This window comes from Pelagibacterium mangrovi (assembly GCF_036662815.1).
Classification (GTDB): domain Bacteria; phylum Pseudomonadota; class Alphaproteobacteria; order Rhizobiales; family Devosiaceae; genus Pelagibacterium; species Pelagibacterium mangrovi.
The window spans coordinates 1-26,012 of sequence record NZ_JBAFXA010000005.1; the positions used below are offsets into that span (position 1 = coordinate 1).

At 57.2% G+C, this 26,012-nt stretch carries 19 protein-coding genes, 5 pseudogenes and 1 other annotated feature; of the genes and pseudogenes, 16 read left to right on the top strand and 8 right to left on the bottom strand.

Annotated elements, in window-relative coordinates:
- The first annotated feature begins 275 nt into the window (after nt 1–275).
- The 6 genes and pseudogenes from V4T21_RS09470 to V4T21_RS09495 all read left to right on the top strand — a co-directional run bounded on the left by V4T21_RS09470 (nt 276) and on the right by V4T21_RS09495 (nt 6,569).
- On the top strand, nt 276–1,190 hold the full coding sequence (locus V4T21_RS09470) for an amidohydrolase family protein (protein WP_332715853.1): 915 nt from the start codon (nt 276–278) through the stop codon (nt 1,188–1,190).
- Between the two features lie 17 nt (nt 1,191–1,207).
- A complete protein-coding gene (locus V4T21_RS09475; RefSeq protein WP_332715855.1) occupies nt 1,208–2,221 on the top strand; it encodes a TAXI family TRAP transporter solute-binding subunit in 1,014 nt (337 codons plus the stop codon).
- A gap of 133 nt (nt 2,222–2,354) precedes the next feature.
- The gene (locus V4T21_RS09480) at nt 2,355–4,259 is read left to right on the top strand and encodes a TRAP transporter permease (RefSeq protein WP_332715857.1); all 1,905 of its coding nucleotides are present in this window, start codon (nt 2,355–2,357) and stop codon (nt 4,257–4,259) included.
- Entirely contained in the window at nt 4,256–4,939 is a 684-nt protein-coding gene (locus V4T21_RS09485; protein WP_332715859.1) for a GntR family transcriptional regulator, read from the top strand. Before V4T21_RS09480 ends, V4T21_RS09485 begins: the two co-directional genes overlap by 4 nt.
- A 164-nt stretch (nt 4,940–5,103) precedes the next feature.
- A pseudogene (locus V4T21_RS09490) lies at nt 5,104–5,389 on the top strand (hypothetical protein); the annotation flags it as partial.
- A gap of 112 nt (nt 5,390–5,501) precedes the next feature.
- Complete coding sequence (locus tag V4T21_RS09495; protein WP_332715861.1) at nt 5,502–6,569, top strand: maleylacetate reductase; 1,068 nt, start codon at nt 5,502–5,504, stop codon at nt 6,567–6,569.
- 345 nt (nt 6,570–6,914) lie between these two features.
- On the opposite strand, the pseudogene V4T21_RS09500 reads toward V4T21_RS09495, so the two are convergent.
- From V4T21_RS09500 to V4T21_RS09525, 6 genes and pseudogenes are all read right to left on the bottom strand, one after another.
- Nucleotides 6,915–7,409 (bottom strand): annotated as a pseudogene (locus tag V4T21_RS09500) (IS630 family transposase); the annotation flags it as partial.
- A gap of 130 nt (nt 7,410–7,539) precedes the next feature.
- Nucleotides 7,540–7,728, bottom strand: a pseudogene (locus tag V4T21_RS09505) (IS3 family transposase); the annotation flags it as partial.
- Between the two features lie 16 nt (nt 7,729–7,744).
- Entirely contained in the window at nt 7,745–8,785 is a 1,041-nt protein-coding gene (locus V4T21_RS09510; protein ID WP_332715863.1) for an IS110 family RNA-guided transposase, read from the bottom strand.
- Between the two features lie 196 nt (nt 8,786–8,981).
- A pseudogene (locus tag V4T21_RS09515) lies at nt 8,982–9,925 on the bottom strand (IS3 family transposase); the annotation flags it as partial.
- Between the two features lie 185 nt (nt 9,926–10,110).
- On the bottom strand, nt 10,111–11,013 hold the full coding sequence (locus V4T21_RS09520; RefSeq protein ID WP_332715865.1) for a LysR family transcriptional regulator: 903 nt from the start codon (nt 11,011–11,013) through the stop codon (nt 10,111–10,113).
- A gap of 75 nt (nt 11,014–11,088) precedes the next feature.
- Complete coding sequence (locus V4T21_RS09525; protein ID WP_332715867.1) at nt 11,089–12,069, bottom strand: YeiH family protein; 981 nt, start codon at nt 12,067–12,069, stop codon at nt 11,089–11,091.
- A 599-nt stretch (nt 12,070–12,668) separates the two neighbouring features.
- Between V4T21_RS09525 and pcaH the strand changes: the two genes are divergently transcribed.
- From pcaH to V4T21_RS09550, 5 genes are read left to right on the top strand one after another with little or no spacing between them, the layout of a single operon-like run.
- Nucleotides 12,669–13,406, top strand: coding sequence for a protocatechuate 3,4-dioxygenase subunit beta (pcaH, locus tag V4T21_RS09530; RefSeq protein ID WP_332715869.1), 738 nt, complete (start codon nt 12,669–12,671; stop codon nt 13,404–13,406).
- On the top strand, nt 13,396–13,986 hold the full coding sequence (pcaG, locus tag V4T21_RS09535) for a protocatechuate 3,4-dioxygenase subunit alpha (RefSeq protein ID WP_051796746.1): 591 nt from the start codon (nt 13,396–13,398) through the stop codon (nt 13,984–13,986). Before pcaH ends, pcaG begins: the two co-directional genes overlap by 11 nt.
- Nucleotides 13,987–14,022: 36 nt before the next feature.
- A complete protein-coding gene (locus tag V4T21_RS09540) occupies nt 14,023–15,111 on the top strand; it encodes a TRAP transporter substrate-binding protein (protein ID WP_332715873.1) in 1,089 nt (362 codons plus the stop codon).
- Nucleotides 15,104–15,631, top strand: a complete 528-nt coding sequence (locus V4T21_RS09545; protein WP_035228617.1) for a TRAP transporter small permease — start codon at nt 15,104–15,106, stop codon at nt 15,629–15,631. The genes V4T21_RS09540 and V4T21_RS09545 overlap by 8 nt, the downstream gene beginning before the upstream one ends.
- The gene (locus tag V4T21_RS09550; protein WP_332715876.1) at nt 15,624–16,925 is read left to right on the top strand and encodes a TRAP transporter large permease; all 1,302 of its coding nucleotides are present in this window, start codon (nt 15,624–15,626) and stop codon (nt 16,923–16,925) included. The genes V4T21_RS09545 and V4T21_RS09550 overlap by 8 nt, the downstream gene beginning before the upstream one ends.
- 97 nt (nt 16,926–17,022) lie before the next feature.
- On the opposite strand, the gene V4T21_RS09555 is transcribed toward V4T21_RS09550, so the two are convergent.
- Nucleotides 17,023–18,251 (bottom strand): IS3 family transposase gene (locus tag V4T21_RS09555; protein WP_332715878.1). Its coding sequence is split into 2 segments (ribosomal slippage): nt 17,023–17,957 and nt 17,957–18,251, totalling 1,230 coding nucleotides; the frame shifts between segments, so codons are not numbered across the junction.
- Nucleotides 17,854–17,970 (bottom strand) — a sequence feature (AL1L pseudoknot). Its footprint overlaps the gene before it by 117 nt.
- Before the next feature lie 60 nt (nt 18,252–18,311).
- On the bottom strand, nt 18,312–19,094 hold the full coding sequence (locus tag V4T21_RS09560; protein ID WP_332715880.1) for an IclR family transcriptional regulator: 783 nt from the start codon (nt 19,092–19,094) through the stop codon (nt 18,312–18,314).
- 196 nt (nt 19,095–19,290) lie between these two features.
- Here V4T21_RS09560 and V4T21_RS09565 point away from each other — a divergent pair, with 196 nt between their 5' ends.
- The 5 genes and pseudogenes from V4T21_RS09565 (at nt 19,291) to V4T21_RS09585 (ending at nt 25,789) form a co-directional block, all read left to right on the top strand.
- Entirely contained in the window at nt 19,291–20,487 is a 1,197-nt protein-coding gene (locus tag V4T21_RS09565; RefSeq protein WP_332715882.1) for an IS256 family transposase, read from the top strand.
- A gap of 395 nt (nt 20,488–20,882) precedes the next feature.
- Nucleotides 20,883–22,226: a class-II fumarase/aspartase family protein gene (locus tag V4T21_RS09570; RefSeq protein ID WP_332715885.1), complete on the top strand. Its 1,344-nt coding sequence runs from the start codon at nt 20,883–20,885 to the stop codon at nt 22,224–22,226.
- A 39-nt stretch (nt 22,227–22,265) separates the two neighbouring features.
- The gene (locus tag V4T21_RS09575) at nt 22,266–23,165 is read left to right on the top strand and encodes a 4-sulfomuconolactone hydrolase (protein ID WP_332715887.1); all 900 of its coding nucleotides are present in this window, start codon (nt 22,266–22,268) and stop codon (nt 23,163–23,165) included.
- A gap of 14 nt (nt 23,166–23,179) precedes the next feature.
- Nucleotides 23,180–24,235 (top strand): maleylacetate reductase, encoded by a 1,056-nt coding sequence (locus V4T21_RS09580; protein ID WP_332715889.1) that lies wholly within the window; start codon nt 23,180–23,182, stop codon nt 24,233–24,235.
- A gap of 163 nt (nt 24,236–24,398) precedes the next feature.
- A pseudogene (locus V4T21_RS09585) lies at nt 24,399–25,789 on the top strand (IS3 family transposase).
- The last annotated feature ends 223 nt before the right edge of the window (nt 25,790–26,012 follow it).

Consider the following 26,012-nt stretch of genomic DNA (forward strand, 5'->3'; position numbering starts at 1 on the left):
CCTTGAATCAAATCAAGCCACCACTGTCACCCGTTTATGAGTTTACGGCCTAGGCTGGCCGCTCTGCCGGTGCGAGGTGTTTTGCATACAAGATTGCATGCAATCTTGTATTGGGATATGGCGCGTGTTACGGATCCCACGAAAGTGAGGGCTGATCCTCTTGGGCCGTTTTTCGCGGGAGCGGAATCTAGCGGTCCGGGTAGGGCTTACCGCTGGGAGCGTATCACCTTATGAGCAATGCGGGCGATCTGGGTCAGTAGATGGAGGAGCGGAACGTGGGCAACCACAACAAAACTTACAGTGTGGCCGAAGATAACATTCCCGCCTGTCTGGGGCCCCGGCACACGCATGCACCGGTGACCTTTGCGCTGCCCGATGGGGCATGGGACACGCACTTCCACCTGTTCGATCCGCTCCGAGCGCCTTACGCGCCGAACCGCAAATACACGCCGCCCCCGGCGCCCATTGATGTCTATCTGGCCCTTATGGAGAGGCTTGGGATTGGGCGGGCTATGCTTGTGCATGCCAATTTGCAGGGTACCGACAACCGGCCGTTGCTCGAAGCGCTCGCGCAGGGCGGGGGACGGTTCACCGGTGTGGTCTGCATGCCCGAAGAGGCGGACGCGGCACTGCTGCGCGAATTTCACCGGGCCGGGGTGCGCGGCATCCGCTTCGCCTTCAATCCCCAACACGGAGGCAGCTTCGATCGGGCCGGGTTCCGTCGCGCCGAGGCGTGGTGCGCCCGGATGGGATGGTTCGTGGAGCTGCATTTCGCTGCCGATGCCCTGCCGGAGTTAATGCTGGCGCTTTCCGCCGCGCAGTGCCCGGTGGTCATCGACCACATGGGCCGCGTCGATTTGCGTGAGGGCACGCAGGGGGTTCATTACCGTTTGCTGGCCGAACTCGCCGGGTACGACCACGTATGGATTAAGCTGTCCGGAGCCGACAGACTGTGCGGTCCCGGCACACCGCTTTCGGCGGCGGTGCCCGTTGCGCGCGATCTCGTCGGCATTGCCCCGCACCGCATGCTGTGGGGCAGCGACTGGCCGCATACCGGCGTCTTTCGTGACATGCCCGACGATGGCGATCTGCTCAATCTTATGAAGGACTTCGTTCCGGATCGGGTCACGCGTGACCGGATCCTGGCGGATAACCCGCTGCGTCTGATCGGTGAGCGGTCAGGCCCTTAAAACTAGAGGAGGAAAAAATGACCTTGTTGAAATCTTTCGCGCCAGTGGCGGCGCTGGTGAGCGCCCTTGGGGTTGCCGCGCCGACCGTGGCACAGGACCAGCCGGCCGAGTTTACCTTCCAGTGCGGGACGTTGGGCTCGGTCGCCTATACGGTGGGCAATGCAATGCAGGAGATGTTCGCCGACAACCAGGACGTTCGTATCATTTCCGCCGAGGGCGCAGGGGCCACCGCGGCCACGGTCAACCTGATGAACAACCCCGCCTGGAAGAGCTCGATTGGGTGCACGACCGTTCTCGATCACGCCTATGCTCGGCTTGGCGTCGAACCCTTCTTCGCCGAGGCGGTAGACATCAGCGGCGATGTGAAGGTGCTGTTCAACTATCTTTACGCCGCGGTCGGGTTCGTGACCACCGATGACGAGCTGAATGCGGTGAGCGATCTCGACGGGATGACGGTCGCTGCCGGCCGGCGCGGTCAGGCGAACTGGGGAGGTATCCCTGCCATGATGGTGGAAAATGGTCTGCCCGCCGCCGAGGTCAGTTTCGAGTTTCTCGGGACCGATCCCTCGCACGAGGCGGTGTCGGACGGACGCATGTCGACCACCGCCACTCAGGTGCCGGTGTTCCCGGACGGCTCCAAGGCCTTCACTCCTGGCGTGCTCAGCAAGCTCATCGCCTCGGGCCGCGATCTGCACCCGCTCAGCTTCACCGAGGAGCATTTCGAAAATGCCCGCGCCGCAGGCCTGCCGTTCCAGTCAATCACTCTCGCGCCCGGCGTTCTGCCCATCGAGACTGACGAACCTGTCACCTGGGTATTCTCGCCCGGTATGATTACGGTGAACAAGGATTTCCCAGAGGAAGCCGCCTACGAGATCGTCAGGACGATGATCGATCGGGCCGAGGAACTGCCCGACTACCAGGCGCTGCTCGAGACCATCGCCACACCGGCGCGCTTGCTCGGACAGACCACGCGCGCCGAGCTGCATCCGGGCGCAGCCAGGGCCTTCGAGGAGGCCGGACTTCTCGACTAAGGCAATAGGCTCCCGGGGGTGGCGTTCGCCGCGCTCTGCCCCCCCGGCCCCGGCCTGGGCAATTCCCCCCCCCAGGGGCCCTTAGGGGAGCGTCGGCCGGCGCTGGATCATTTCGTGCAAGGAGTTAGCATCCATGACCAGACTTGTGGGTATCGTCATCGCCACCGTTGCCCTCGCAGCTGCGGCCTATCACTTGAGCTACAACTATTTACTCCCCTGGGGGCAGGGTCGCCACACCATCGTGCATGTGGGCTTGGCGCTGCTAATCGTCGAGATGGGCTTGATGCTGCGCGGCCGGCCGGTGACCCGCGCGCTGATGGCGGTAGCGGTGCCGCTCACCGCGGTCCTGTTCGCCTTCTTCTTTGGTGCCGAACCCGAGATGGAGATGATGTTTGGCATCTCGCTGACCACGCCGCAATTCGTCGCCGGTGTCGTGCTGGTCGCACTGCTCCTCGCGGTGTGCTGGCTGGAATGGGGCGGCATCATCGCCACCATCGGCGGGCTGGGCGTGCTCTACCTTTTCTTTGGTTATCTGATCCCCGGCCCCCTGCAGGCGGCGCGCCTGCAGTCGGCGGACTACGCGATGATGTTTCTTGTGGGCGGAGGCGGCACTGGTATCTGGGGGCAAGTCACGCCGATCTCGGCCAATGTTATCTTCCTGTTCATGCTGTTTGGAGGGGTGCTGGAGGCCACCGGCGTCACCAGCATGTTCTTTGAGATTGGCAAGGCGCTCGGTCGTGTGGTGCGCGGCGGCGCCGCGATGACGGCGTTGGTGTCGAGCTCGCTGCTGGGGTCCGTCACAGGAGCCACTGTGGCCAATGTCGCCTTGACCGGCACCTTCACCATCCCGGCGATGAAACGCCAGGGAATCAGGCCGCAGGATGCCGCAGCCATCGAATCGGTCGCGTCCTGCGGTGGACAGATCCTGCCTCCGATCATGGGCAGCGGCGCGTTCATCATGGCGACTTTTCTAGGCGTCGCCTACATTGACATCGCCGTCATGGCGCTGGTGCCGGCGATCCTGTTCTTTCTGACCATCCTCATGCCGATCCTACTCTTGGTGCGGCGCAGCGAACTGACCTTGGAAGACGAACCCATAGACAGGGGGCTGATCCTCAAGCACCTGCCCGCCTTCGTCATCCCGCTCGGAATAGTGGTGGTTCTCTTGGTCAACGGCTATTCCCCGCATCTGTCGATCACTTGGGCCATCGCGGCGATCGTGGTGCTGAGCTTTCTCAACCGTGCGGCGCTGACCAGCCGGGAGGGGTTCGCCGACGCAGTGCGGCGCATCGTCAAAGGACTCGCCGGTGGAGCCCGGCAGGGCGCCGAGATCGCCGTCATCGTAGCTATGATCTCGCTGGTAACCCAGGTGATGATTACCACGGCGCTGGCGCCCAAGCTGGCCTCGATTGTCGCGCTGCTGTCGGCAGGCTCGGTGCTGTTGGCGCTGGTTGTGATGATGGTCACTTGCATCATCCTGGGCTTCGGACTGCCCACCGTGGCTGCCTATACTATCGTGGCGGTGATGGTGATCCCATCGTTGCGCCAGTTGGGCGTCGACGCTACGGCAGCGCACATGTTCGTCTATTATTACGCAGTGTTTGCCGCCGTTACCCCGCCTATCGCCACGGCGGTGATCGTGGGCAGCCGGATTGCCGGAGCCTCTTTCTGGCGTTCGGCCTGGGGCGCGATGCGGCTGATGGTTGCCCCGATGCTGCTGCCCTTCTTGTTTGTCTACCAGCCGGCGCTGCTCGATTTTCCCGCCGTCTCACCGGAGATGGCCTATGCGGCCTACGGCGCGCTGCTGCTGGGTCTGTTTCCCGCCATCCTCACCGAGCGCCAGTTTATTGTCCGCACCACCCCGCTTGATCTCGGTCTCGCCGCCGCCGGTGTGGTGGCGACGCTGTGCTGGATGCTGACCAGCCTGTGGTGGCTCATGGCGCTAGCGACACTCCTGGGCCTCGTCATGGCATCACTGCAATACCTGCGCTATAGAAGGGGGATACTCTCCACCAGGACCGAGGAGGCGGTGCAGTGAGGCTGACGGCGGATGCGCGCCCGGTTGCCGTCGTCGGCGGTGTTCAGGCCCAGGCCAGCACCTATCTCGCGATCAAGCAGATGATCCTGTCCGGGCGTTATCGGCCGGGCCACAAGCTGATCAATCAGGAGGTTGCGCAGGCGCTCGGTATCTCGCGTACACCGGTCCGCGAGGCCTGCGAGCGGCTCCACCAGGAGGGGTATCTGCGCCATGAGCGCAATCGCGGCTATTACGTTAGCGAGATCGATGAGACGGAGGCGCTGAACCTTTATGGCGTGCGCGAGGCTCTCGAACTCTATGCGCTCGACGCTGCCTTCGCCGTATCGGGACGGGTGGAGACCGCGCCGCTGCGTGCGATCGGCCTGCGCTACGAGAAGGCCATCGCCGACCATGCCGCCAAGACTCGGCTGCAGGTCGATGCCGAGTTCCACTTGGCGCTCGCGGTCCAGTCCGGCAACGTGCATCTGGTGCAGATGCTGGCGTCGATATTCGAGCGGATCTCGCTCAAGATGCGCACCGAAACCTATCAACTTCGTCTTGGAGAGGAGGCGATGCGCGAGCATGCCGAATTGATTGAGTCCCTGGAGCGCGGAGACCCGGCCGCAGCGGCCCGGGTGCTCAAGGCACATATCTCTTCTGCCCGCGGCCGACTCCTGCATCAGATCCGGCAGTGGACCTAGGAACCATTATGCAACTGGGATTTGCGCAATGCTGGGATACAGACGGCGAGACGAAGAGCGACCATCGCCGCCGATCCAAAACATCTCGGTGCGCGCCTTGGCATTACCGCCGTGCTCCACACTTGATGGAGTGGACGTCCCCCGACGGCATCTGATGTGCCAGAATGAGTTGTCAATGCTCAAACAAGGGAGCCGTCCATGAGCCAACTATCAGAATCGGAATGGATACGTCGAAGTCTGTCTTTCAGCATCATGGTGTGAATGCCGCTGAGGAGGTGGTTCTTCGGCGAAAATTGCGCCGGGAAGTTATGGTGAGATTTTTCAACAAGCTTCTGCCCACGGTGATCGCTATCGAGGTGCGGCGCGCCGCACCACTGGGCGCGTTTGCTCACCTCTTTCGGACATGAGGTGAAGCAAATAGCAGCTCAGTTGGTCAAGCCGTATGTGAAGTTATGGTGAGGTGGGCACTCGGAGGCCTATCGACGCTGTTCATCAGTTGCGGGACACTGGGCGGACTCGCAGTGTTGACCTAGGCCTTTTCAGTAAACAAGGAGAATGATCCATGCTGGATTTCGTCTACAATGCCCATCCGGCCCGGGTGCTTTTCGGATCGGGAACGTTGACTTCCCTGTATGAAGAATTGGAGACCCTAAGGCTGCGGCGCGTGCTAGTTCTCTCTACGCCAGAACAGACGGAACAGGCCCAAACACTGGCAAAGAAACTCAGGGGAAGAGCTGCAGGCATTTTTTCTGGTGCCCGCATGCACACACCGGTGGATGTGACGGAGCAAGCACTCGCCGAGGTAAAACGGCTGGAAGTGGACGGACTCGTCGCTGTCGGAGGGGGGTCTACCACTGGCTTGGCAAAAGCCTTAGCTTTGCGGACTGATCTGCCGCAGATTGTCGCCCCAACGACCTACGCCGGTTCAGAGATGACTCCCATTCTTGGCGAGACAGAAAACGGCTGCAAAAAGACCCTAACCAGCGCAACGGTATTGCCAGAAGTTGTCATCTACGATGTAGACCTCACCTTAAAGCTGCCAGTTTACCTGTCAGTGGTCAGCGGACTCAACGCCATTGCCCATGCTGCCGAGGCCCTCTACGCCCGCAATGGGAATCCAATCATTAACCTGCTGGCGCAGGATGGTATGCGGGCGATGGCAGGTGCGCTTCCGCGCATTTGCGACAATCCGAGCGATGCCAAAGCGCGGTCAGACGCATTATATGGAGCTTGGTTGTGCGGAGTCTGTTTGGGTAACGTCGGGATGGCGCTGCACCACAAACTCTGCCACGCGCTTGGCGGGCGATACGATCTACCTCACGCAGAGACGCATGCCGTGATGTTGCCACACGCCTTGTCATACAATGCGCTTGCAGTACCTCAAGCCATGGACATGATGAAGGAGGCGTTGGGGCTCGCCGATGTTCCTAGAGGTCTCTTTGAACTGTCCGCGAGAATTGGTGCCCCGCAATCACTTCGCGAGCTCGGCATGCCTGAGAGCGGCATTGATATCATTGCGGCCGATGCCTTGGCCAATCCCTATTGGAACCCGAGGCCGCTGGAAAGGGCGGCACTAAAAGCTATAATCGCGCGCGCCTGGGCGGGCTCAGAACCGGTGTCACTCACATGACGGAAGTTCTAAAGCATCATTCTGTTTCGATACCGAGCCTGCTGGAGAAATTGGCTGGCGATCCCAAGGTCACGGAGCTGTTTGCGGATTTCAGAAATACGGGACAGTGATTTTAGCTGGCAGAGTATCCCGGAGCGAAAAAGACTGGCAGACGCGAGTTGCCCTCGCCGAGGTACTTGGCGCTCGAGTGTTGACCGACTTTAAAGTTGCAGCAGGGTTTCCGACCGCACACACGTTGCACGTGGGTGACCCTCTAATTGCCTTTGTGGATGATCCTTGCGTGGAGGTTCTTAAAAGGACTGATGTGATACTCAGTCTAGATTGGTGGGATCATACCAACGGCCCTCATCTCTGACTTTCCATGGCCCATTTCCGGGATCCGATTGAGGTGATGGTGGCTGGTTCGGCGATCAGGTTCTGCCATGCTTTGCAGGCGGCTTCGATGATGGCATCGTAATCTTCAAACACCCGGTCGGAGAGCCAGTTCTGACGCAGATATTGCCAGACGTTCTCCACCGGATCGAGCTCGGGCGCCCGCGAGGGCAGGAAGATCGGCGTGACGTTCTTTGGCAGTTTGAGCTTTGAGGTCGTGTGCCATCCTGCGCGATCCATCAACAGCACGGCGTGAGCGCCCCGCTTGACGGTCCTGCTGATCTCTTCAAGGTGCAACTGCATTGCGTAGGTGTCTGCATAGGGAAGAGCCAGAGCAGCGCCCGTGCCTCTGGCGGGACAGATGGCACCGAACAGATACACGTTCTCATAGCGCTGATCGGCTGGCTGGCGTGGTCGCGTGCCGCGCTTCGCCCATTGCCGGACAATGCCGTTCTTCTGGCCGATGCGGACAGCCCTGCAATGGTCTTCTTTACATGGACCGGATCAGACGAAATGAACGAGGTCAGCGGTGAGGGGGATGCCGAATTGCTGTCAGACGGCTCCATGAATAGCCCCGAGTTTCGTGGACACCCTCGGGTTAGTTTTCCTGCTGTCGTTCGAACTCGACGGGTGACAGCATCCCGTTCCGGACGTGCTTTCGTTTTGGGTTGTAGAACATTTCGATGTAGTCGAACACGTCCTGCCTTGCCTCTTGGCGTGTTCGATAGGTTCTGCGCCGTATCCGCTCACGCTTGAGCAGATTGAAGAAGCTTTCTGCCACAGCGTTGAAGCTCCTATATTTGTCAACTGGCCGTTGGCTGGGTTGACGTACAGAGATGCCGGTATATCTCCCGCACAATGTATCGCTTTATACAACGAACGATCTCTCGGCGTGTTTTCCCCTCAGCTGTTCGTCTGGCCGCATAGATCTTTGTGGGCTCGTGATCGCGCATTCTGACGATGGCGACCCGATACACCGCAGCATTGGCCTGCCGGTTCCCTCCTCGGTTCAATCGCATGCGGTTTGTTTTGCCGCTGGACGCAGGGATCGGACAGACGCCGCAGAGCTTGGCCAGGGCGGCCTCGGACCGGATACGCTGCGGATTGTCGCCGACGAGGATCAGCATTTCCGCAACAGTCATGGTGGCAATGCCATGCGATTCCATCAATCCGGGAGCCCGATCGCGCACCAAACGGTCGAGTGCCTGCTCGTGGCCATGGATTTCCTCGTGCAAGGTCAGCCAGCGCCGCGCAATCGCGCGCATCGATGCCTTAGCGGACGCAGTAGGTGATGTGATATCACCGGGCCTCAGCGCCGCGGCATGTCGGATCAGACCTATTCTGCCCTTTATCTGGTCAAGCGCATCCCGCAGCTCGGTCGGCGCATTTATGATCAATGTTTTCAATGTGATCATCGCTTGGGACTTGGCTTTTACCGCACTGTCGCGCGCGATCTTGATGTGGCGGATCATTTCCGATGATCCTGTCTGCGCCTTGGCCAATGCAGTGGCCTGTCCGCTCAAGACGGACCGTGCAGCGCTTTCAGCATCAATGCTGTCGGATTTGCCCTGAAGATGGCGCAACTGCCGATTGGGCCGCATCACATCCAGGACGGTGTAGCCTTTGGACAGCAGATCGCGCGACAGGCCAGCGCCGTACGACCCTGTGCCTTCGATACCGAACGCTTTGACCGATCCGAAGCCAGTGGCCCACGCCTCAAGTTCGTTATACCCTTGTCGTGTTGTCGGAATGGTCAGGGTACCAAGCCGGGCGCCGTGTGCGTTGAGCGCGACAGCAATATGGTTGGATTTGTGCGTATCAACGCCAATGATGATCTGGCCCATGGATGTCCTCTTGCCAAAAAAATGGCCCGGGCATCGATCGAAGAGGACAGGACTGTGAAGGTACGGGACCGTCAGGCTCCTATAAGGTCACATCTCGCCCGCTGCCGGGGCAGCCTGATGGTCGACAGGTCAACGCAATGACACGCAGTCAATCGTAGCATGGGTCAGGCCATCAGGCTGCGATAGTACATTCACAGTCGTGGCAATTCCCCCGTCGGCTCATCGAGTGCTCAAGATTGTGATGCTTGAGAAATGCTGCCCAGTCCATGCTGGTGAACTGGGAACCCTGGTCGGAATGAATCAGGACCTTGTTCTTGGGCTTTCGACGCCACACTGCCATGAGCAAAGCCTGCAACACGATGTCGGTTGTCTGGCGGCTGTGCATTGACCAGCCGATGACACGACGTGAGAACAGGTCGATGACAACGGCCAGATAGGCAAAGCCTTCCTGGGTTCTGATGTAGGTGATGTCGGTCACCCACGCCCTGTCTGGAGCCTCCACATCGAACTGGCGGGCCAAGGTATTGTCGACCACGATCGAGGGCCTGCCGCCATAGGAGCCGGGCCGTCGCTTGTAGCCGATCTGCGCCTTGATCCCGGCCAGCCTGGCAAGACGAGCAATGCGGTTGGCACAACTGGTCTCTCCCTGATCGAGAAGGTCGTCATGGAGCTTGCGGTAGCCATAGACCCTGCCGCTTTCCTTCCAGGCATTGCTGATGAGCTCCGTCTGACGTGCATCTTCCAACGCCCGCTTGCTCAGCGGATTCTTCAGCCACGCGTAGAAACCGCTGGGTCGGATGCGCAGGCAACGGCACATTGCCCGAACCGTGAACTGCTGGCGATGCTCTGCAATGAACGCGTATCTCACTTTGCATCCTTGGCGAAATACGCGGTGGCTTTTTTTAAGATGTCGCGCTCCTCGGTGACGCGCGCCAGTTCCTTCTTCAGTCGCCGGATCTCTGCTGTTTGATCCACATCGTCCGATCCCGAGGGCTTAGAGAACTTCTTTTTCCAAGCATAGAGCGAATGCGGGCTCACGCCGAGACGCTTCGAAACCTCCGCAACGGGGTATCCCCGCTCGGTAATCTGCGCGACCGCATCACGCTTGAACTCATCACTGAAATTGCCAGACCGCATCATGGCCTCCTTGCCTCAAATTTAGGGAAGAAGGCGTCCAGAAAGCTAGGGGCTATTCATACAGCTTGAAAGCCAGTCCCAGTATTCTCATATTCTGCGGCTGAGGATCTCGTTCAATGAAGGTAGGCGAAACGCTTTGTAGTGTTGCCTCCGGATACGGTCCCCATCAAAAATTACACGGCGTTGTGCTATGTTTCATCAAGAGTCGCTTGGAGGCAGGCTTTAATCATCTTGGCGAACCCCTGCACCGCTATGGTTTCATGAAGTTCCCTATGACGCAGCATAAAGAAGTGCCGGTGAGGGACAGGGTAGTCGATCACGATCAAGCGTCCGGTTTCGATGGCACTTCTCGCGACTTGTCTGGACAATACCGTTACGCCGGCACCTGCTTCGACTGCCGCAACAACGGCTTCGTTCGAAGGAAGTACAAGGCTAACAGGGACGTCGTTCACCGTCAGCCCCTTATCGGCAAGCAAGGCAGAGACGATGTCGCGGGTGCCGGAACCGACTTCGCGTAAAACCCATTTGACTCTGGAAAAATCAAGAGACGCATTCGTCTTCTCAGACCAGGGATGGCCGGGGGCGGTAACGAGAACCAATTCGTCAGAGTCGATCGGTGTTGCCTTTATGCGTGGATCACGCACCTCGCCTTCCACGAAGCCGAGATTCGCAGCCCCATCGCGCAAGAGAGCCGCAACCTCCGCCGTGTTGCCGATCGTGAGCGATACGGATATGCCTGGGTATGCCATCTTGAACTCATGCAGGTATCGGGGCAGCCAATAGTTGCCGACGGTCTGGCTTGCGGCGACATGGATGGTGCCACGCCGCAGTCCGGCAAGGTCAGCCAGTACATGCTCAGCGGCTTCCGCCCGAGCGAGCACGGCTTTCGCTTCTGCAAGAAACGTATGGCCCGCGCTTGTCAGTACGATGCCTCTGCCGACGCGGTCAAATAGCTTCGTCTGATAACGCGCCTCAAGGACCGCTATGGCCGAACTCGTTGCAGATTGCGTCAGGTTGAGATCCCGAGCCGCCTGCGTGACATGTTCACGTTCGGCGACGGCAACAAAAATTCGTAGCTGTTCCAGTGTCATCTAAACCTGATCTCTCATGAGCCCCGCTTGAGATGCGGAGCCGGCATATTATTCCCTTGGGATTGAGAAATTTTTCTAGAACATTTTTATCAGGACGAGGCTTAACGCGGCAATGAAGATCGACGCCGAAAAGGCCAGCAGCAAGGGCTTAATACCCTTGGCAAGAATCTCCCCCACATTCGTCCGCAGCCCCATGGCTGCCAACCCAATAGTGAGCAGAAACGTGGTCATTTTGGGAATGGTCGCCGTGAAGGCTTCCGGAAGACTGACAAGGCTGTTGAGTGCCACCACGGCAACAAACCCAAAAACGAACCATGGTACGGGTGCCCGGGCCGATACGCTTGCGGTCTGGCGCATGGTAGCAAGATAGCCAAGTGCCAGAACCAGGGGTGCCAGCATAGCGACGCGAGACAGTTTTGCGATTGTGCTCATCTCGCCTGCCTCCATGCCGTTCTGGAAACCGGCGCCAATAACCTGTGCGACCTCGTGAATCGCCGTGCCTGCCCAAAGACCATACTCTGCGTCTGAAAGCCCGAAGACCGGCATGAGCAATGGGAAGATGAACATCGCAATCGTGCCAAACAGAGTGATAGATGCGACGGCGTAAGCCACATCTTCATCATCGGCATTGGTGACGGAGTTCGTTGCCACGATCGCAGAGGCGCCGCAGACCGAAGTGCCAGCAGCGATCAGTTCTGCCAGCTTGTGCTCCACACCAAGAAGGCGCGCTATGCCCAACGTTGCGATAAAGGTGGCGAAAAGCGAAACAGCAACGATGAGGAAACCACCCATGCCAACGGACTGGATCTGCGAAAAGGTGAGCTGAAAACCGAGCAGCACGATTGCTGTCCTGAGAATTGGACGTTGGCAAAAGGCGATCCCGGCAGCCGCGCCACGGGGGATGTCGATGATGTTTGCAAAGATGATGCCCAAGATGACTGCGAGGATCATCGGGCTGAAAATGGCAAGCGCTGGGAAGCCGCGCAGCGAATAGGCGGCACCACTGACGACCGCAGCTAGGAATATCCCAGGTAAGATATCCTGTAGCGTGGTCATTATCCGAAACGACTTCGAGTGGTGCTTTGAATGGACCGAGGAACGAGCAGACACTTCATACTCCATCTATGCAGTGGACGAAATCGCATTCCAACACCCGAAGGTCCAACGCAAAAAATGGATCAGAATGATCGATTGTTTCGAATAGTTTTCGGTCGACTCGGCAGAGTGGTAAGTTTGGCGCTCTGTGAGAGCAGTTCATTCGTCCGGCGGCGCGCCAGCGAATTAATCGAACCATTCCTACCAATGGCAGGTCCGCTGCAATGGCTGTGTCTGAGATTCCAACTCCTCCGCCTGCAACCCGCTCGCTGCATCCGCAGACTTGTCGCAAACAGCCTTACAGGCTCGTTGCGCCGGTCTTTCTTTGTTGGGCAACCTCGCAGTCTGCCAGGCTGTTCCCGGTCGTAAACTCAGCGAGACGCAGGCTATCGCATACGGAGGGCGAGCTCATAGATGGCAGTCCGTTTAAGCGATAGCGGATCTCAACCGATCAAATAATCTTCGTTGACGCGAAGCGACTCCAGGTCGGAATTGACGCCTCAGAAAATGTGTTCTACATTATTGAACAGTGTTTATTTAAAATGAACAGGTAAGTGCTCATGGCCTTGTTCCTCCCCGGCTGGCCCGAAGTGCCGGCGGAATATCCCTCCGATAGCGTCGGCATGCATCCGCCTTATGATACGCCGGCCTACATCTTTACCAGAAAGCGCGCTCCATCCCGGCCCTTAAGATATATTCCGCAGACTGCTACGGAGTTGTACGGGCCTGTGTATGGACACGAAAGTGTTCGTCCAGAAGACTCGGATCTGACTCGTCAGCATGACGGAGAGCCGATAGGAGAGCGCATTCGAATTACGGGGCGTGTTATCGATGAAGACGGCCGCGGCGTTCCAAACACATTTTTGGAAATCTGGCAGGCGAACGCAGCTGGTCGCTATATTCATAAGTTAGATCAGCACTTAGCACCCCTTGACCCAAACTTTTCGGGCGCTGGCCGTACCGTTACCGGAAGCGACGGCTCATATTCATTTATTACGATTATTCCTGGTGCTTATCCGGTCGTGGGACTGCACAACGTCTGGCGTCCACGCCACATTCACATCTCTTTATTCGGGCCGTCATTTTTGAGCCGCTTGGTCACCCAACTCTACTTCGAGGGCGATCCCCTGCTCAGATATGACTCCATCTATAATGCAGCGCCGGATTTCTCAAAGAGAGGAATGGTGGCTTCGCTCGATCTTGAGGCTACACAGTCTGAATGGGGCTTAACTTACCGTTTTGACATTGTTCTGCGGGGCCGAAACGGGAACTATTTCGAGGAAACTCATGCGCATTGAAGCCCCGATGACGATCACACCATCTCAGACAGTCGGTCCCTTCTATGCCTACTGCCTGACGCCAGACGACTATCAAACGATCCCTCCTATTTTTGGAAGGAACCTCGCCACCGACGATGCTGTGGGACAGCGCATTTCAATTTCGGGAACGCTCATCGACGGAGATGATCATGCCATCCCTGATGGTATGATCGAACTCTGGCAGCCTGATGGAAATGGCAATTTTGTAGGTGCACAAATCAACCCACGAAAGTCATCATTCACGGGCTTTGGCCGCACCCACTGCAATGAGTCTGGCTCCTTCACATTTCACACTGTGAAACCGGGTCGTGTTCCGACATCCGCAGGGATCTTACAGGCGCCTCACGTTGCGCTTTCCATCTTTGGAAAGGGATTGAACCGCAGATTATACACGAGAATCTATTTCGCAGATGAAGTCTCTAATGATGAAGACCCGATCTTGGCTCTCCTGTCGAGTGATGAGCGTGCTACGCTTATCGCAGAAAAGATCGATGATGCCGCCTTTCACATCACAATCCGCCTTCAAGGACAGAGGGAGACGGTTTTCTTCGAAGTGTGAGATCACAAACATAGCACTCGCCTGCGAAGGCTGCCTTTGCAGCGCAAGGTAATTCTGACGCCAATCGCGTGGCCGCATGTGTTGAGAAAGACCGGACTACGTAAGTTTAGCAACATCAAGCCAAGGAGGAATATGATGTTCTCGAAAATGTTGGTTTCCGCAGTGACCGCGACAGCGCTTCTGTCGACATTGCCCGCCTTTGCCCGTGATCTGAAACTTGCCGATTTTCATTCGCCCTCGCATTTTATTGTTGAAGAGGTATATGAGCCTTTTGCGAACGCAGTGTCAGAGGCAACGGGCGGGGATTTAACCGTCCGACTCTATATGGGAGGGGAGCTTGGCCCAGGCCCAAACGAGCAGTACAATCGTGCTGTCGATGGCGTCGCTGATATCGTCTTGGCTATGCCGGGTTACACGGCCTCTACATTTCCATTGACCCTTCTTGCCGACCTGCCCGGTGTGATTGACGCTGAGACCGGTACCGAACGCATGCTGGCCAACATTGACAAGCTCTCTCAGGAGTATCGTCGAGTTCAGCTGCTCGCCCTATGGAATAACGCACCGTCGTTTTTGTTCTCTGCGACCAAGCCAATTCGTAAGCTCGAGGATCTTGCTGGCATGAAGGTTCGCGTCCCATCACGTAACGCAGGCCTTGTGCTCGAAGCGTGGGGAGGTGTTCCCGTTTCCATGCCTGCAAGTGAAGTTTATAATGCGATGCAAACGGGGGTCATCGATGGAGCGATGATTGACGCCACAGCTCTGACAGGGTTCAGACTGGAAGAGGTGACAAACTACATCACAGTCGGCATGGATACGTCGATTTCCCAGTTTTTGATGGTGATGAATCTCGACAGTTTCCAGGAGCTTAGTGAAGAGCAACAAAAAGCTGTTCTCGATGCTGGTCAGGAAGCCGCACGAAACGGCAATAGGGCTTGGCTCGGCGTTGCATCCACCGCCCTCGAGGACTTCGCTGGAACGGAAGGTAAAGAAGTAATTACGCTTTCAGAGGAAGAAATTGAGAAATTCAATGCCGCAACTAGTACCGTGGTCGAGAGCGTGATTGAAGAAGTCGAAGCAACAGGCGTTGCAGCACGCGCCTATGTAGAAGCGCTACAGAATGACTAACTCTCCGACAATAAAAAAGAAGCAAGGCATCGCCCATTCGATAGTAATCGAATGGGCGGTTGCCTTCTTAACGTCTCTGTCAGCTCTAGCCTTAGCCATTATCTTATGCACCAGCTTTGTTGGCGTCATCATGCGCTATTTCTTTCAGACCCCAATCCTCGGTAGTGATGAGATAATTCAGCTAGTCTCGATCGCGTTGGTTATGCTCGCAATGCCAGGCACCGCCCAGCGCGACGGACATGTGCGAGTTGATGTGTTCGATGAGCATATCGGCGTGTGGGGCCGTTTCATTGGCGACTTGTTCTCGCGTGCCGTAGGCGTCTACCTCATGTACCTCTTGACTTGGCGCTCGTGGCTAAAACTGCGTGAAGCACTGGAGTATAACGACCTATCCAACATGCTGCGTGTCCCATTCTGGCCATTCTATGGACTCATGGCGCTCGGGAGTGCCCTTTTTGCAGTTGTTCTGGTCCTGCAAATAGTTGACCTCATTCGCGGGGGACCTGGCGCTGATGACTGATTTTTCGATTGGCCTCTTCGGCATCGTAGCGCTTTTCGTATTGATGGTCTTGCGCATGCCAGTTGGGATGGCGATGCTGACCGTGGGCTTCTTCGGCACGTGGATGCTGAATGGCTTCCGTTCGGCGAACGCCTTAATGGTTACGGAGACATTCTCTCACGTATCCAACTACTCGTTGACCGTCATCCCTCTATTTATATTGATGGGCAATATAGCTTCGGTAGCCGGCTTCAGCCGTGGGCTCTACGAAGCGGCTTTTGCATGGGTGGGGCGACTCCCTGGAGGTCTTGCTTCGGCTTCAGTCCTTGGGAGTGCGGCGTTCTCCGCCGTCAGTGGCTCATCGGTGGCGACTGCGGTTACCATTGGACGAGTCGCACTGCCAGAGATGGCGCGTTTCAACTATTCCAGCGGGCTCGCAACGGGTGCGATTGCTGCCGGTGGCACCCTTGGTTTCCTTATCCCACCATCAACCGGCTTTGTTATCTACGCCATTCTCACCGAACAAAGCATTGGCCAATTGTTCATGTCGGGTATTCTCCCCGGTCTCTTGCTTGCAGGCTTGTTCATTCTCACGGTCACCCTCATCTCGCTTCGAAATCCAGAAGCGGGACCGCGCGGAGCTCATGTTCCGCTAAAGGAACGTATGGCTGCCGCACTCCGTGCGGCGCCCCTGCTAACGGTAATCATAGTATCAATTGGGGGTATTTATCTTGGTGTATTCACGCCAGTCGAAGCCGCCGGCATCGGCGCGGGACTGGTCCTTATCTTGGCTCTATTTACGCGGAAGCTGACTCCGTCAACCGCTTGGCGAGCGGTTAGCGACACGGTCAGCACTACAGCCATGCTGTACCTGATCATTATAGGCGCAGCAGTCCTCAATCCGTTTCTATCGATGACACAATTGCCGTCGATGTTGGGCGAAGCAATGACGTCTTCTGGTCTCGGCCCCTATGGCGTGCTGTTTCTTGTCGTTGTTGCCTATCTGATTTTGGGGATGTTCATGGACGGGTTAGCAATGCTGGTCGTGACTGTTCCCATCTTCTACCCCATCATGATGTCGATGGGCTTTGATCCGATCTGGTTTGGTGTTGTAGCCGTTATCATGATTGAGATGGGTATGATCACGCCTCCTGTCGGCATGAATGTATTTGTCGTGAAAAGTATTGCCGGTGATGTGCCCATGGCCACGATTTTTCGCGGCGTCTTACCATTCTGGTTTGCAATGGGATTCTGTCTGCTTTTGCTCGTACTTTTCCCCCAAATTGCATTGTTTATACCCCAGGCGATGTTCTGACTTTTTCAGAGAAATACAAGTGTCCCGGCCAACTGCGCAGCGGTTGGCCCGGACACTTTGAACCGCGCCGGGTTTGCCGGAGGCTGTTTGGTTGAAGTTATGCGGCCATGACTGATGCGTCCAGCATGGTGTAATAGTTCTTCTCGACTTCGGCTGGCGGGATGTTTCCTATTGGCTCGAGAAGCCGTCGATGGTTGAACCAGTCGACCCATTCGAGGGTGGCGAATTCAACAGCTTCAAGGTTGCGCCAGGGACCGCGTCGATGAATGACCTCGGCCTTGTAGAGGCCGTTGATCGTTTCGGCGAGGGCGTTGTCATAAGAATCGCCGACGCTTCCGACGGAAGGCTCGATGCCTGCTTCAGCCAAGCGCTCGGAATATCTGATTGATACATATTGAACACCCCGGTCCGAGTGATGCACAAGGCCGCCGCCATGGACGGGGCGTCGGTCATGGAGGGCCTGCTCAAGGGCATCGAGCACGAATCCGGCATGTGCCGTCCGGCTCACCCGCCAGCCCACAATTCGGCGTGCGAAGGCATCGAGGACAAAGGCCACATAGACAAAGCCCTGCCAACTGGCCACGTAGGTGAAATCCGAAACCCAGAGCCTGTTCGGTGCCGGGGTCCTGAACTGACGGTTCACCCGATCGACCGGGCTCGGAGCCGCTTTATCGGAGATTGTCGTGCGGATCGGTTTGCCACGAATAATGCCCTGCAGGCCCATCGATCTCATCAGCCGAGCGACGGTGCAGCGGGCCACACCAAATCCCTCACGCTGTAACTGCCGCCAGACCTTACGCACGCCATAAACACGGAAGTTCTCATCGAACACCCGGCGTATCTCGATCTTCAGGGCCATGTCACGGCGGGCCCGAACCGATAGGCGATCCACGTCCATGCGCTTGGCGATAGCGTCGTAATAGGTGGATGGGGCAATCGGCAGCATCCTGCAGATCGGCTCGACCCCAAACGCCGAACGATGCTCATCGATAAAGGAAATCATCGCTTCAGTGGGCGGTCGAGCTCCGCCATCGCGAAATATGCAGATGCCTTACGCAAGATCTCATTGGCTTGCCGAAGTTCGCGGTTCTCACGCTCGAGAGCCTTCATCTTCTCGGCCACATCGCTCGGCAGGCCCGCCCTCTTGCCAGTGTCGACCTCGGTCTTTTTGACCCAGTCGTACAGCGTGGCCGGTGAGCATCCGATCTTGGCAGCAATGGAGGAAACTGCAGCCCACCGGGACGAATACTCCCCCTGGTGATCCAGAACCATACGAATGGCCCGCTCGCGCACTTCAGGTGCAAATTTGTTCGTTGTCTTGCTCATATCGGCTCCACTTTCTCAGAAGTTAGAGCCTCCGGCAAACCCGGCGCGGTTCACTTGCCTCTACCTCCTGTTCCACCCCAATGAACGAGACATTTCAGCTGCGGCCTCTTGTACATGAATGGTGCAGAAGGTCAGTTTCTCCTCCTTAAGACGGCTGGCAGGTCCAACGATTCCGAGCGACGCCACCACTTTGTGGGTCTGGTCACGAATCGGTGCTCCAACCGCATTCACACCTGGTAAGTAGCCGCCAAGATCGACAGCATAGCCTAAACGCCGAATGTCCTGGAGTTCAGCTCTCAATATCTCAGAATCAACGATAGTTTCCGATGTGAAGCGCTTGAGGGGTTGCGAAAGGAGCTGGGACAGTTGCGCCTCTTCTATGAACGCAAGCAGGGCTTTTCCGTTTGCAGAGCAATGCAAAGGGGCACTGCCGCCGACGCGAGAAGCAACACGCATCGGTTCGATGCTTTCGTTTTTCGCGAGGTAAAGAAGCTCCGAACCGTGCAAGACAGAAAGGGTTACCGTTTCCCCCGTCTTTTCCATTAGAGCCTTCATGTGGGGAGAGCAAACCGTCACAAGATCTAACTGTGCAAGCTTGGTCCCCGCAAGCCGAACGAGTGCGAGCCCGAGCCGGTATTTTCGGGTCTCTGGATGCTGCTCAATGAATCCTGAGCTGGCGAGGGTGCGGAGCAGATTGTGAACTGTTGCACTGTTTATATCGAGTATTCTCCCGATTTCGCGTACCCCAAGCCATTCAACATCGGTCGTGAATAGCTCAAGTAAGGCAAGCGCTTTTGAGACCGTTTGTACTGTGCCTTGTGGCGAATTGGGCTCCTGAGCCATAGTCCTCTCATTCTTGCGAATCGCTGCCTTCCGGTGGTTGTCATATACCAGATCATCTCGATCTCGTGAGTGGTCGACGGATGATGGCCACTATAGTCCTGATCGTGTCCCATGGAGTGGTGTAGCTGGATTTCATAGCCATCGGTGATTTCCGGTAGGGTCGGGTTGCTTATGACCAACCTGAGGGACACCACCGATGACCGACGACATGATGAACCTACGCTCACTCGTTGAGAAGAGCGCCGACGCCGATTTGCTGCGCGAGATGATCGGCTTTGCTGCCGAGAAGCTGATGGCGCTGGAGGTCGGGACGAAGACAGGCGCGGGCTATGGCGAGAAGAACGGCTTCCGACTTGCCCAGCGCAACGGCTACCGCGATCGAGACTGGGAGACACGGGCTGGCACCGTCGAGCTTCGTATTCCTAAGCTACGCACCGGCAGCTATTTCCCCAGTTTCCTGGAGCCGCGCCGCATGGCCGAGAAGGCCCTGACGGCAGTCATCCAGGAAGCCTATATCCAAGGCGTTTCAACCCGCTCAGTCGATGATCTCGTCAAGGCGATGGGCATGTCGGGTATCTCCAAGAGCCAGGTATCGCGGCTCTGCGAAGAGATCGATGACAAGGTCAAAGCCTTCCTCGACCGCCCCATCGAGGGCGAGTGGCCATACCTCTGGATCGATGCCACCTACCTGAAGGTTCGTCGTGGCGGACGCATCGTCTCTGTCGCGGTCATCATCGCCGTGGGTGTGAACACCGATGGCCGACGCGAGGTGCTCGGCATGGAAATCGGCACATCCGAGGCAGAAGCGATCTGGACCGAGTTCCTGCGCAAGCTGACCAGACGAGGCCTGCGCGGCGTCAAGCTCGTCGTCTCCGATGGGCACGAGGGTATCAAGGCAGCCGTGTCGAAGGTGCTTTCCGCCACCTGGCAGAGGTGCAGGGTTCACTTCATGTGTAACGCGCTGGCCCATGCCGGAAAGAGCGGAAGGCGTGTCGTCTCCGCCTTCATCGCCACGGCCTTTGCCCAGGACACGCCAGAGGCGGCGAGCACACAATGGCGCAATGTCGCCGACCAGATCAGGCCGAAGGTGCCGAAACTCGCCACGCTGATGGATAGTGCCGAACAGGACGTGCTCGAGTATATGACCTTTCCCAGGCAGCACTGGACCAAGCTCCACAGCACCAATCCGATCGAACGCCTCAACGGCGAGATTAAGCGCCGCACAGAGGTCGTCGGCATCTTTCCCAACGATGACGCAATCCTCAGGCTCGTGGGGGCGCTGCTCCTCGAACAAAACGACGAGTGGGCTGTCCAGCGATCCCGCTACATGACACTTGAGACCATCGCCACGATGAGCGATGATCCGCTCATCAGCCTGCCAGCCGCAAGCTGACACTCATCCGGCCCTCTGGGATGAGCCGTGGTCGTCTAAGCTACACCACTCCATGGAACACGATCATAGTCCTTCCTATCGGTGAGTCTTGCCAGCCATGCTGCATCCCCTTGACCGGCGAGGAGAGGGGGTTTCTAAACAGCCAAGAGAAACGGTTCCCAGTTGCACATCCCAGTGCCGCCCTGACTCACTTCCATATCCGTCATATGAACATCGTACATGGCCCGAACAACACCCCTTGGCCGGATGAGCGGGACGGTACTTCGCTTTTCCAACTGCAGATTGCACAAGAATCATCTTCCAGGCGCTGTTCATCTTAAGTTGACACTGTATATAATAGCCAATCAAACTATGGCTGCCGGAGCAGCCCTCGATTCAACTTGCTGAGCGTTTTGATGTCATTTTCCCCCCTTGATTCAGACCTGTTGGGTCCCCTGTTTACGACGAACAAAATGAGGGACACGCTGTCGGAACGTCGATTTCTTGCGTTGATGTTGCGGGTTGAAGCCGCTTTGGCGCGCGCTCAGGCTGCTGAAGGTTTCGTCAGCCAAGAGCTTGCCGATGCCATCGCAGGTATAGATCCTGACACTCTGGACATTCAGGCACTCGCAGAGCAGACCCGACTTGGGGCTGTCCCTGTCATCCCATTCGTAAAATCAGTGCAGGCCATGCTTCCGCCGGATTTAGCAGGTGGCTTCCATTTCGGGACTACGAGCCAGGACATCATGGATACGGCCATCATTCTTCAAATGGCCGATGCGGTGGATCTGATCGAAACTGACCTAAGAGCCTTGCTTTCTTCCCTGTGCGAGCTAGCGGAGAAACATTGCGAGACTCCCTGCATCGGGCGCACAGCTGGCCAACATGCTTCGCCTGTCACATTCGGCTTCAAAGTGGCAGGCTGGTGTGTCGCAATCGCTGAGCACTTAGCTCAGCTTGAGCAACTTAAACGGCGAGCTCTCGTCCTCTCATTGGCTGGTCCTGTAGGCACATTGACCCAAATGGGCGATCGGGCCGAAGCTGTTGTGACGAGGACTGCGGCGGAACTCGGATTATCCGTCGCCGCTATGCCGTGGCACACGCATCGTAGCAGAATAGTTGAACTAGGTAGTTGGTTGGCCATCCTTCTCGGAATTCTAGCGAAGTTGGCGACAGATGTGCTCCATCTCGCCACAACGGAAGTGGGAGAGGTATCTGAGCCAGCGGTTGCCGGCCGAGGTGGATCCTCGGCTATGCCTCACAAACGAAATCCTGTTGGATCGATGATCATCCTGGCCCAACACTCTGCATCAGTGGGACACCTTTCGACATTGGTGACTGCGATGGCGAGCCTTCATGAGAGGCCCGTTGGCGCCTGGCATTCTGAATGGCTGGCGCTCCCGTCTCTCGTAGGACTAGCGGCAGGAGCGCTCAGAGAGGCTCGTCTTCTAGCTGATGGCTTGGAGGTCGATGCGGCAACAATGTACCGAAACATAGAACTGACAAACGGAATGATATTCAGCGATGCGGTTGCGGGAGGTCTAGCAAAGGCAATGGGCCGCGCCGAAGCTTACACCGCCGTAGAGGAAGAGGTCGCCCACATCGTCCGTTCAGGTGGGCACCTCCGGGAACGCCTGGCCAAACGCTTTCCCGCCCACCATTCCACCATTCTGCAGGCATTTGAGCTTGCACCAGCGATCAATGCTGCCGCGAGCCGCTGTCGCGCAGCGCTAATCTCTATTCGGAAGCAATTGGCCTGACTTGCTAGTTTCGGCTTAACAGAAAGGAGCTCCCCGAAAATGTTACCCGCTGATCAAGCTGGCATACCGCCTTGCGAAGGGCCTCGCGCGCGCTCTGCCCCCATAAGTTTTGCAATGCCAAAAGGCGCATGGGACACGCATCTCCATGTTTTTGGCCCAACGGCTGTGTTCCCATATGCGCAAAAGCGTCCGTATACTCCGCCAGATTCATCTCTTGAAGATTATCTGGCGTTGATGGCGCGTTTGGGCATCGAACGAGGTGTCTGTGTCCACCCGAATGTACACGGGATTGATAATTCAGTGACTATTGATGCGGTTGAGCGTTCTGATCGGCGTCTCCTCGGAATCATCAAGCCTCATCGTGATATGACCTTTGCGGAACTGCGTGACCTGAAGACGCGCGGTGTAAGAGGAGTACGTTTCGCTTTCAATCCCCAGCATGGATCCGGGGCACTCGATACCGAACTGTTCGAGCAAATGCATGATTGGTGTCGTGAACTCAATTGGTGCATAAACATGCATTTTGCTCCTGATGCCTTGGAGAGGCTATGTGACCTCATCGCGGGAGCTGAAACGCCGATCATAATCGACCATTTTGGCAGGGTCGAAACGGTGGCTGGTGTCAACCAGCTTCCCTTTAAGATCCTACGTGATCTTGCGACCCTCGATCATGTCTGGATTAAGTTGACGGGAGCCGATCGGATCTCGCATTCAGGTGTTCCATATGACGATGTTGTGCCGTTCGCACGTGCCTTAATTGAGGTAGCCCCTGACCGCCTACTCTGGGGAAGCGATTGGCCGCATTCCGGGTACTTCGACCCGAAGCGCATGCCAGATGACGGCGATTTGTTGAACTTAGTAGCCCGGTTTGCTCCTGACGTCGCTCTCCGGCATAAAATCCTGGTTGATAACCCTGCCCGATTGTTCGGTGCCATTTGAAAGGGCGATATTCAATGCAACCTTTCGTGTACAACTCCGCTGCTTCGAAGGTTATCTTTGGCCGCGGAGCATCACAATCACTGGCTGAGGAGCTGGACCGCCTAGGGCTGAGAAGAGCGCTGGTACTGTCCACACCGCAACAAGAAGAACAGTCGCTTTCAATCGCGAGCAACTTAGAATGGCGGTTGGCGGGGTCGTTCCATGAAGCCGCTATGCACACTCCGAGTGAAGTCACGGCGGTGGGTGTCAGGCGAGCGAGCGAGGTCAATGCGGACTGCTTGGTTGCTATCGGAGGTGGTTCCACAATTGGTTTGGGCAAAGCAATAGCGTGGCGAACCGATTTGCCACAGGTTGTGGTACCGACGACATACGCGGGGTCGGAAATGACCCCCATACTGGGGCAAACGGAAGATGGGTTGAAAACCACAATCCGTAACCCAAAAATCCAGCCCCAGACGGTGATCTACGACGTCGACTTAACTCTGTCCTTACCGGCCCAAATTTCTGTCACGTCAGGCTTAAATGCGGCTGCACACGCCGCTGAGGCACTTTACGCCCGGGACGGCAATCCGGTGATTTCCCTTTTGGCAGAGGAAGCTATTCGCGTCCTGACGCAAGCGCTCCCACAGATCGTTGATGACGAGCGAAATGTCGAGGCGCGAAGCAAGGCATTGTACGGAGCCTGGTTGTGTGGGATTTGCCTCGGCTCCGCCGGAATGGCTCTGCACCACAAATTGTGCCACACGCTTGGCGGCAGTTTCGATTTGCCCCACGCAGCTACCCACTGCGTAATACTGCCTTATGCTTTGGACTACAATCGTCCAGAAATTCCCGACGCGATGGTAGCGATGTCGCGCGCCATGGGAGGTGTGGACGCTGCAAAGGGTTTTCGTGCACTTGCAAAAAAGTTGGGAGCCCCAACATCTCTTCAGGCATTGGGTTTCGATGAAGCAGATATAGCGCGCGCTGCCGAGCTCGCCACGGAAAATGCTTATTGGAACCCACGTCCAATCGAGAACGCGCCGATACGATCGCTTCTAACCCGTGCATGGAGGGGGGATGAGGTTTGAGAGACTTCGTCCGGCTGACGCATACGGCGTGGAAATAGCCCTTGCGGCGCCTTCGCGTGTGGCAAGCGGCGTCGGTGGTGTTTCCCGTCAGCACCAATGGCACAGATTTGAGCTTGTGATGTAAGGAGGGTTTTGGTCTCGTCGGAGTGACGAAGGAACGAAGATGAGATCAAAACCCTCGAAAGCCAAAAAGCCCGCCGAACAGGTGGTCAAGGACATTCGCCGTGCGACACGGCGGCATTTCTCAGCAGAAGACAAGATCCGGATCGTGCTCGATGGCCTGCGCGGCGAGGACAGCATTGCCGAGCTGTGCCGCAAGGAAGGTATCGCCCAGAGCCTCTACTACACCTGGTCGAAGGAATTCATGGACTGAGGCCGACAGCACGCCACCGGTTCGAGTGCAAGGCCGAAGGGAAAGCGTCGGCTTGCTGGCGATACAGCCCGTGCTGCCACCACCGAGGAGGTCAAGGAACTGCGCCGCCAGGCCGGAACGCTCAAGGAATGTGTTGCGGACCTGACGCTGGAAAACCGTCTGCTCAAAAAAAGCATGATCGCGGATGGGGACGACGACGCATGAGGTATCCAGCATCCGAAAAGCTCGAGATCATCAGGCTGGTCGAGCAATCCCACCTGCCGGCAAAGCGCACGCTGGATAAACTGGGTATCGCGCGCCGAACCTTTTATCGCTGGTATGACCGCTACCTCATTGGTGGCCCGGAGGCGCTCGAGGACCGACCATCGGCACCCAGCCGGGTCTGGAACCGGATCCCGACCGATATCCATGATCAGATCATAGAGATGGCGCTTGAGCACTCTGAATTGTCGCCTCGGGAACTGGCGGTTCGGTTCACTGACGAGAAGGGCTACTTCGTATCTGAAGCCAGTGTTTACCGGCTCTTGAAGGCCCACGACCTGATCACCAGCCCGGCCTATGTGGTGATCAAGGCCGCCGATGCGTTCCATACCAAAACCACCCGGCCCAACCAGATGTGGCAGACCGATTTTACCTATTTCAAGATCATCGGCTGGGGCTGGATGTATCTCTCCACCGTGCTCGACGATTATTCCCGCTACATCATCGCCTGGAAGCTGTGCTCAACGATGCGGGCCCAGGACGTTACCGACACGCTGGACATGGCTCTGGCAGCCTCAGGGTGCGACCAAGCCAATGTTCACCACAAGCCTCGGCTGCTTAGCGATAATGGCCCCAGCTACATCGCCGGGGAGCTGGCCGATTACATCCAGGCCAACCGGATGAGCCACGTGCGCGGCGCGCCCTGTCACCCCCAGACCCAGGGCAAGATCGAGCGCTGGCACCAGACGCTCAAGAACCGCGTGCTACTGGAAAACTACTTCCTGCCCGGCGATCTCGAGGCCCAGATCGCCGCTTTCATCGAACATTACAATCATCGGCGTTACCACGAGAGCCTCGACAACGTGACCCCGGCCGATGCCTACTTCGGAAGGGCACAAACCATCATCAAACAACGAGAAAGGATCAAACGACAGACCATCGAGCATCGGCGCTTGCAACACCGCAATCTCGCCGCATAACATCAACCCACAGACGAGGCCAACGCTCCTCTATTCAACGCACCAAATTGCGCCAAATCATCTGACGACGGACAGTCGCCGTAAGACTGCAAATGGCCGGCATGGGGTGGCATGCTGATTGGCACGATTCTGCGCTTCCTCGGCGGAGCCAGACTGGCTGCGTCCGGCAATACTCACGACACTTTGCCTCCCCGGTTTGAGACAGGGGTTCCGACTCTGCGCC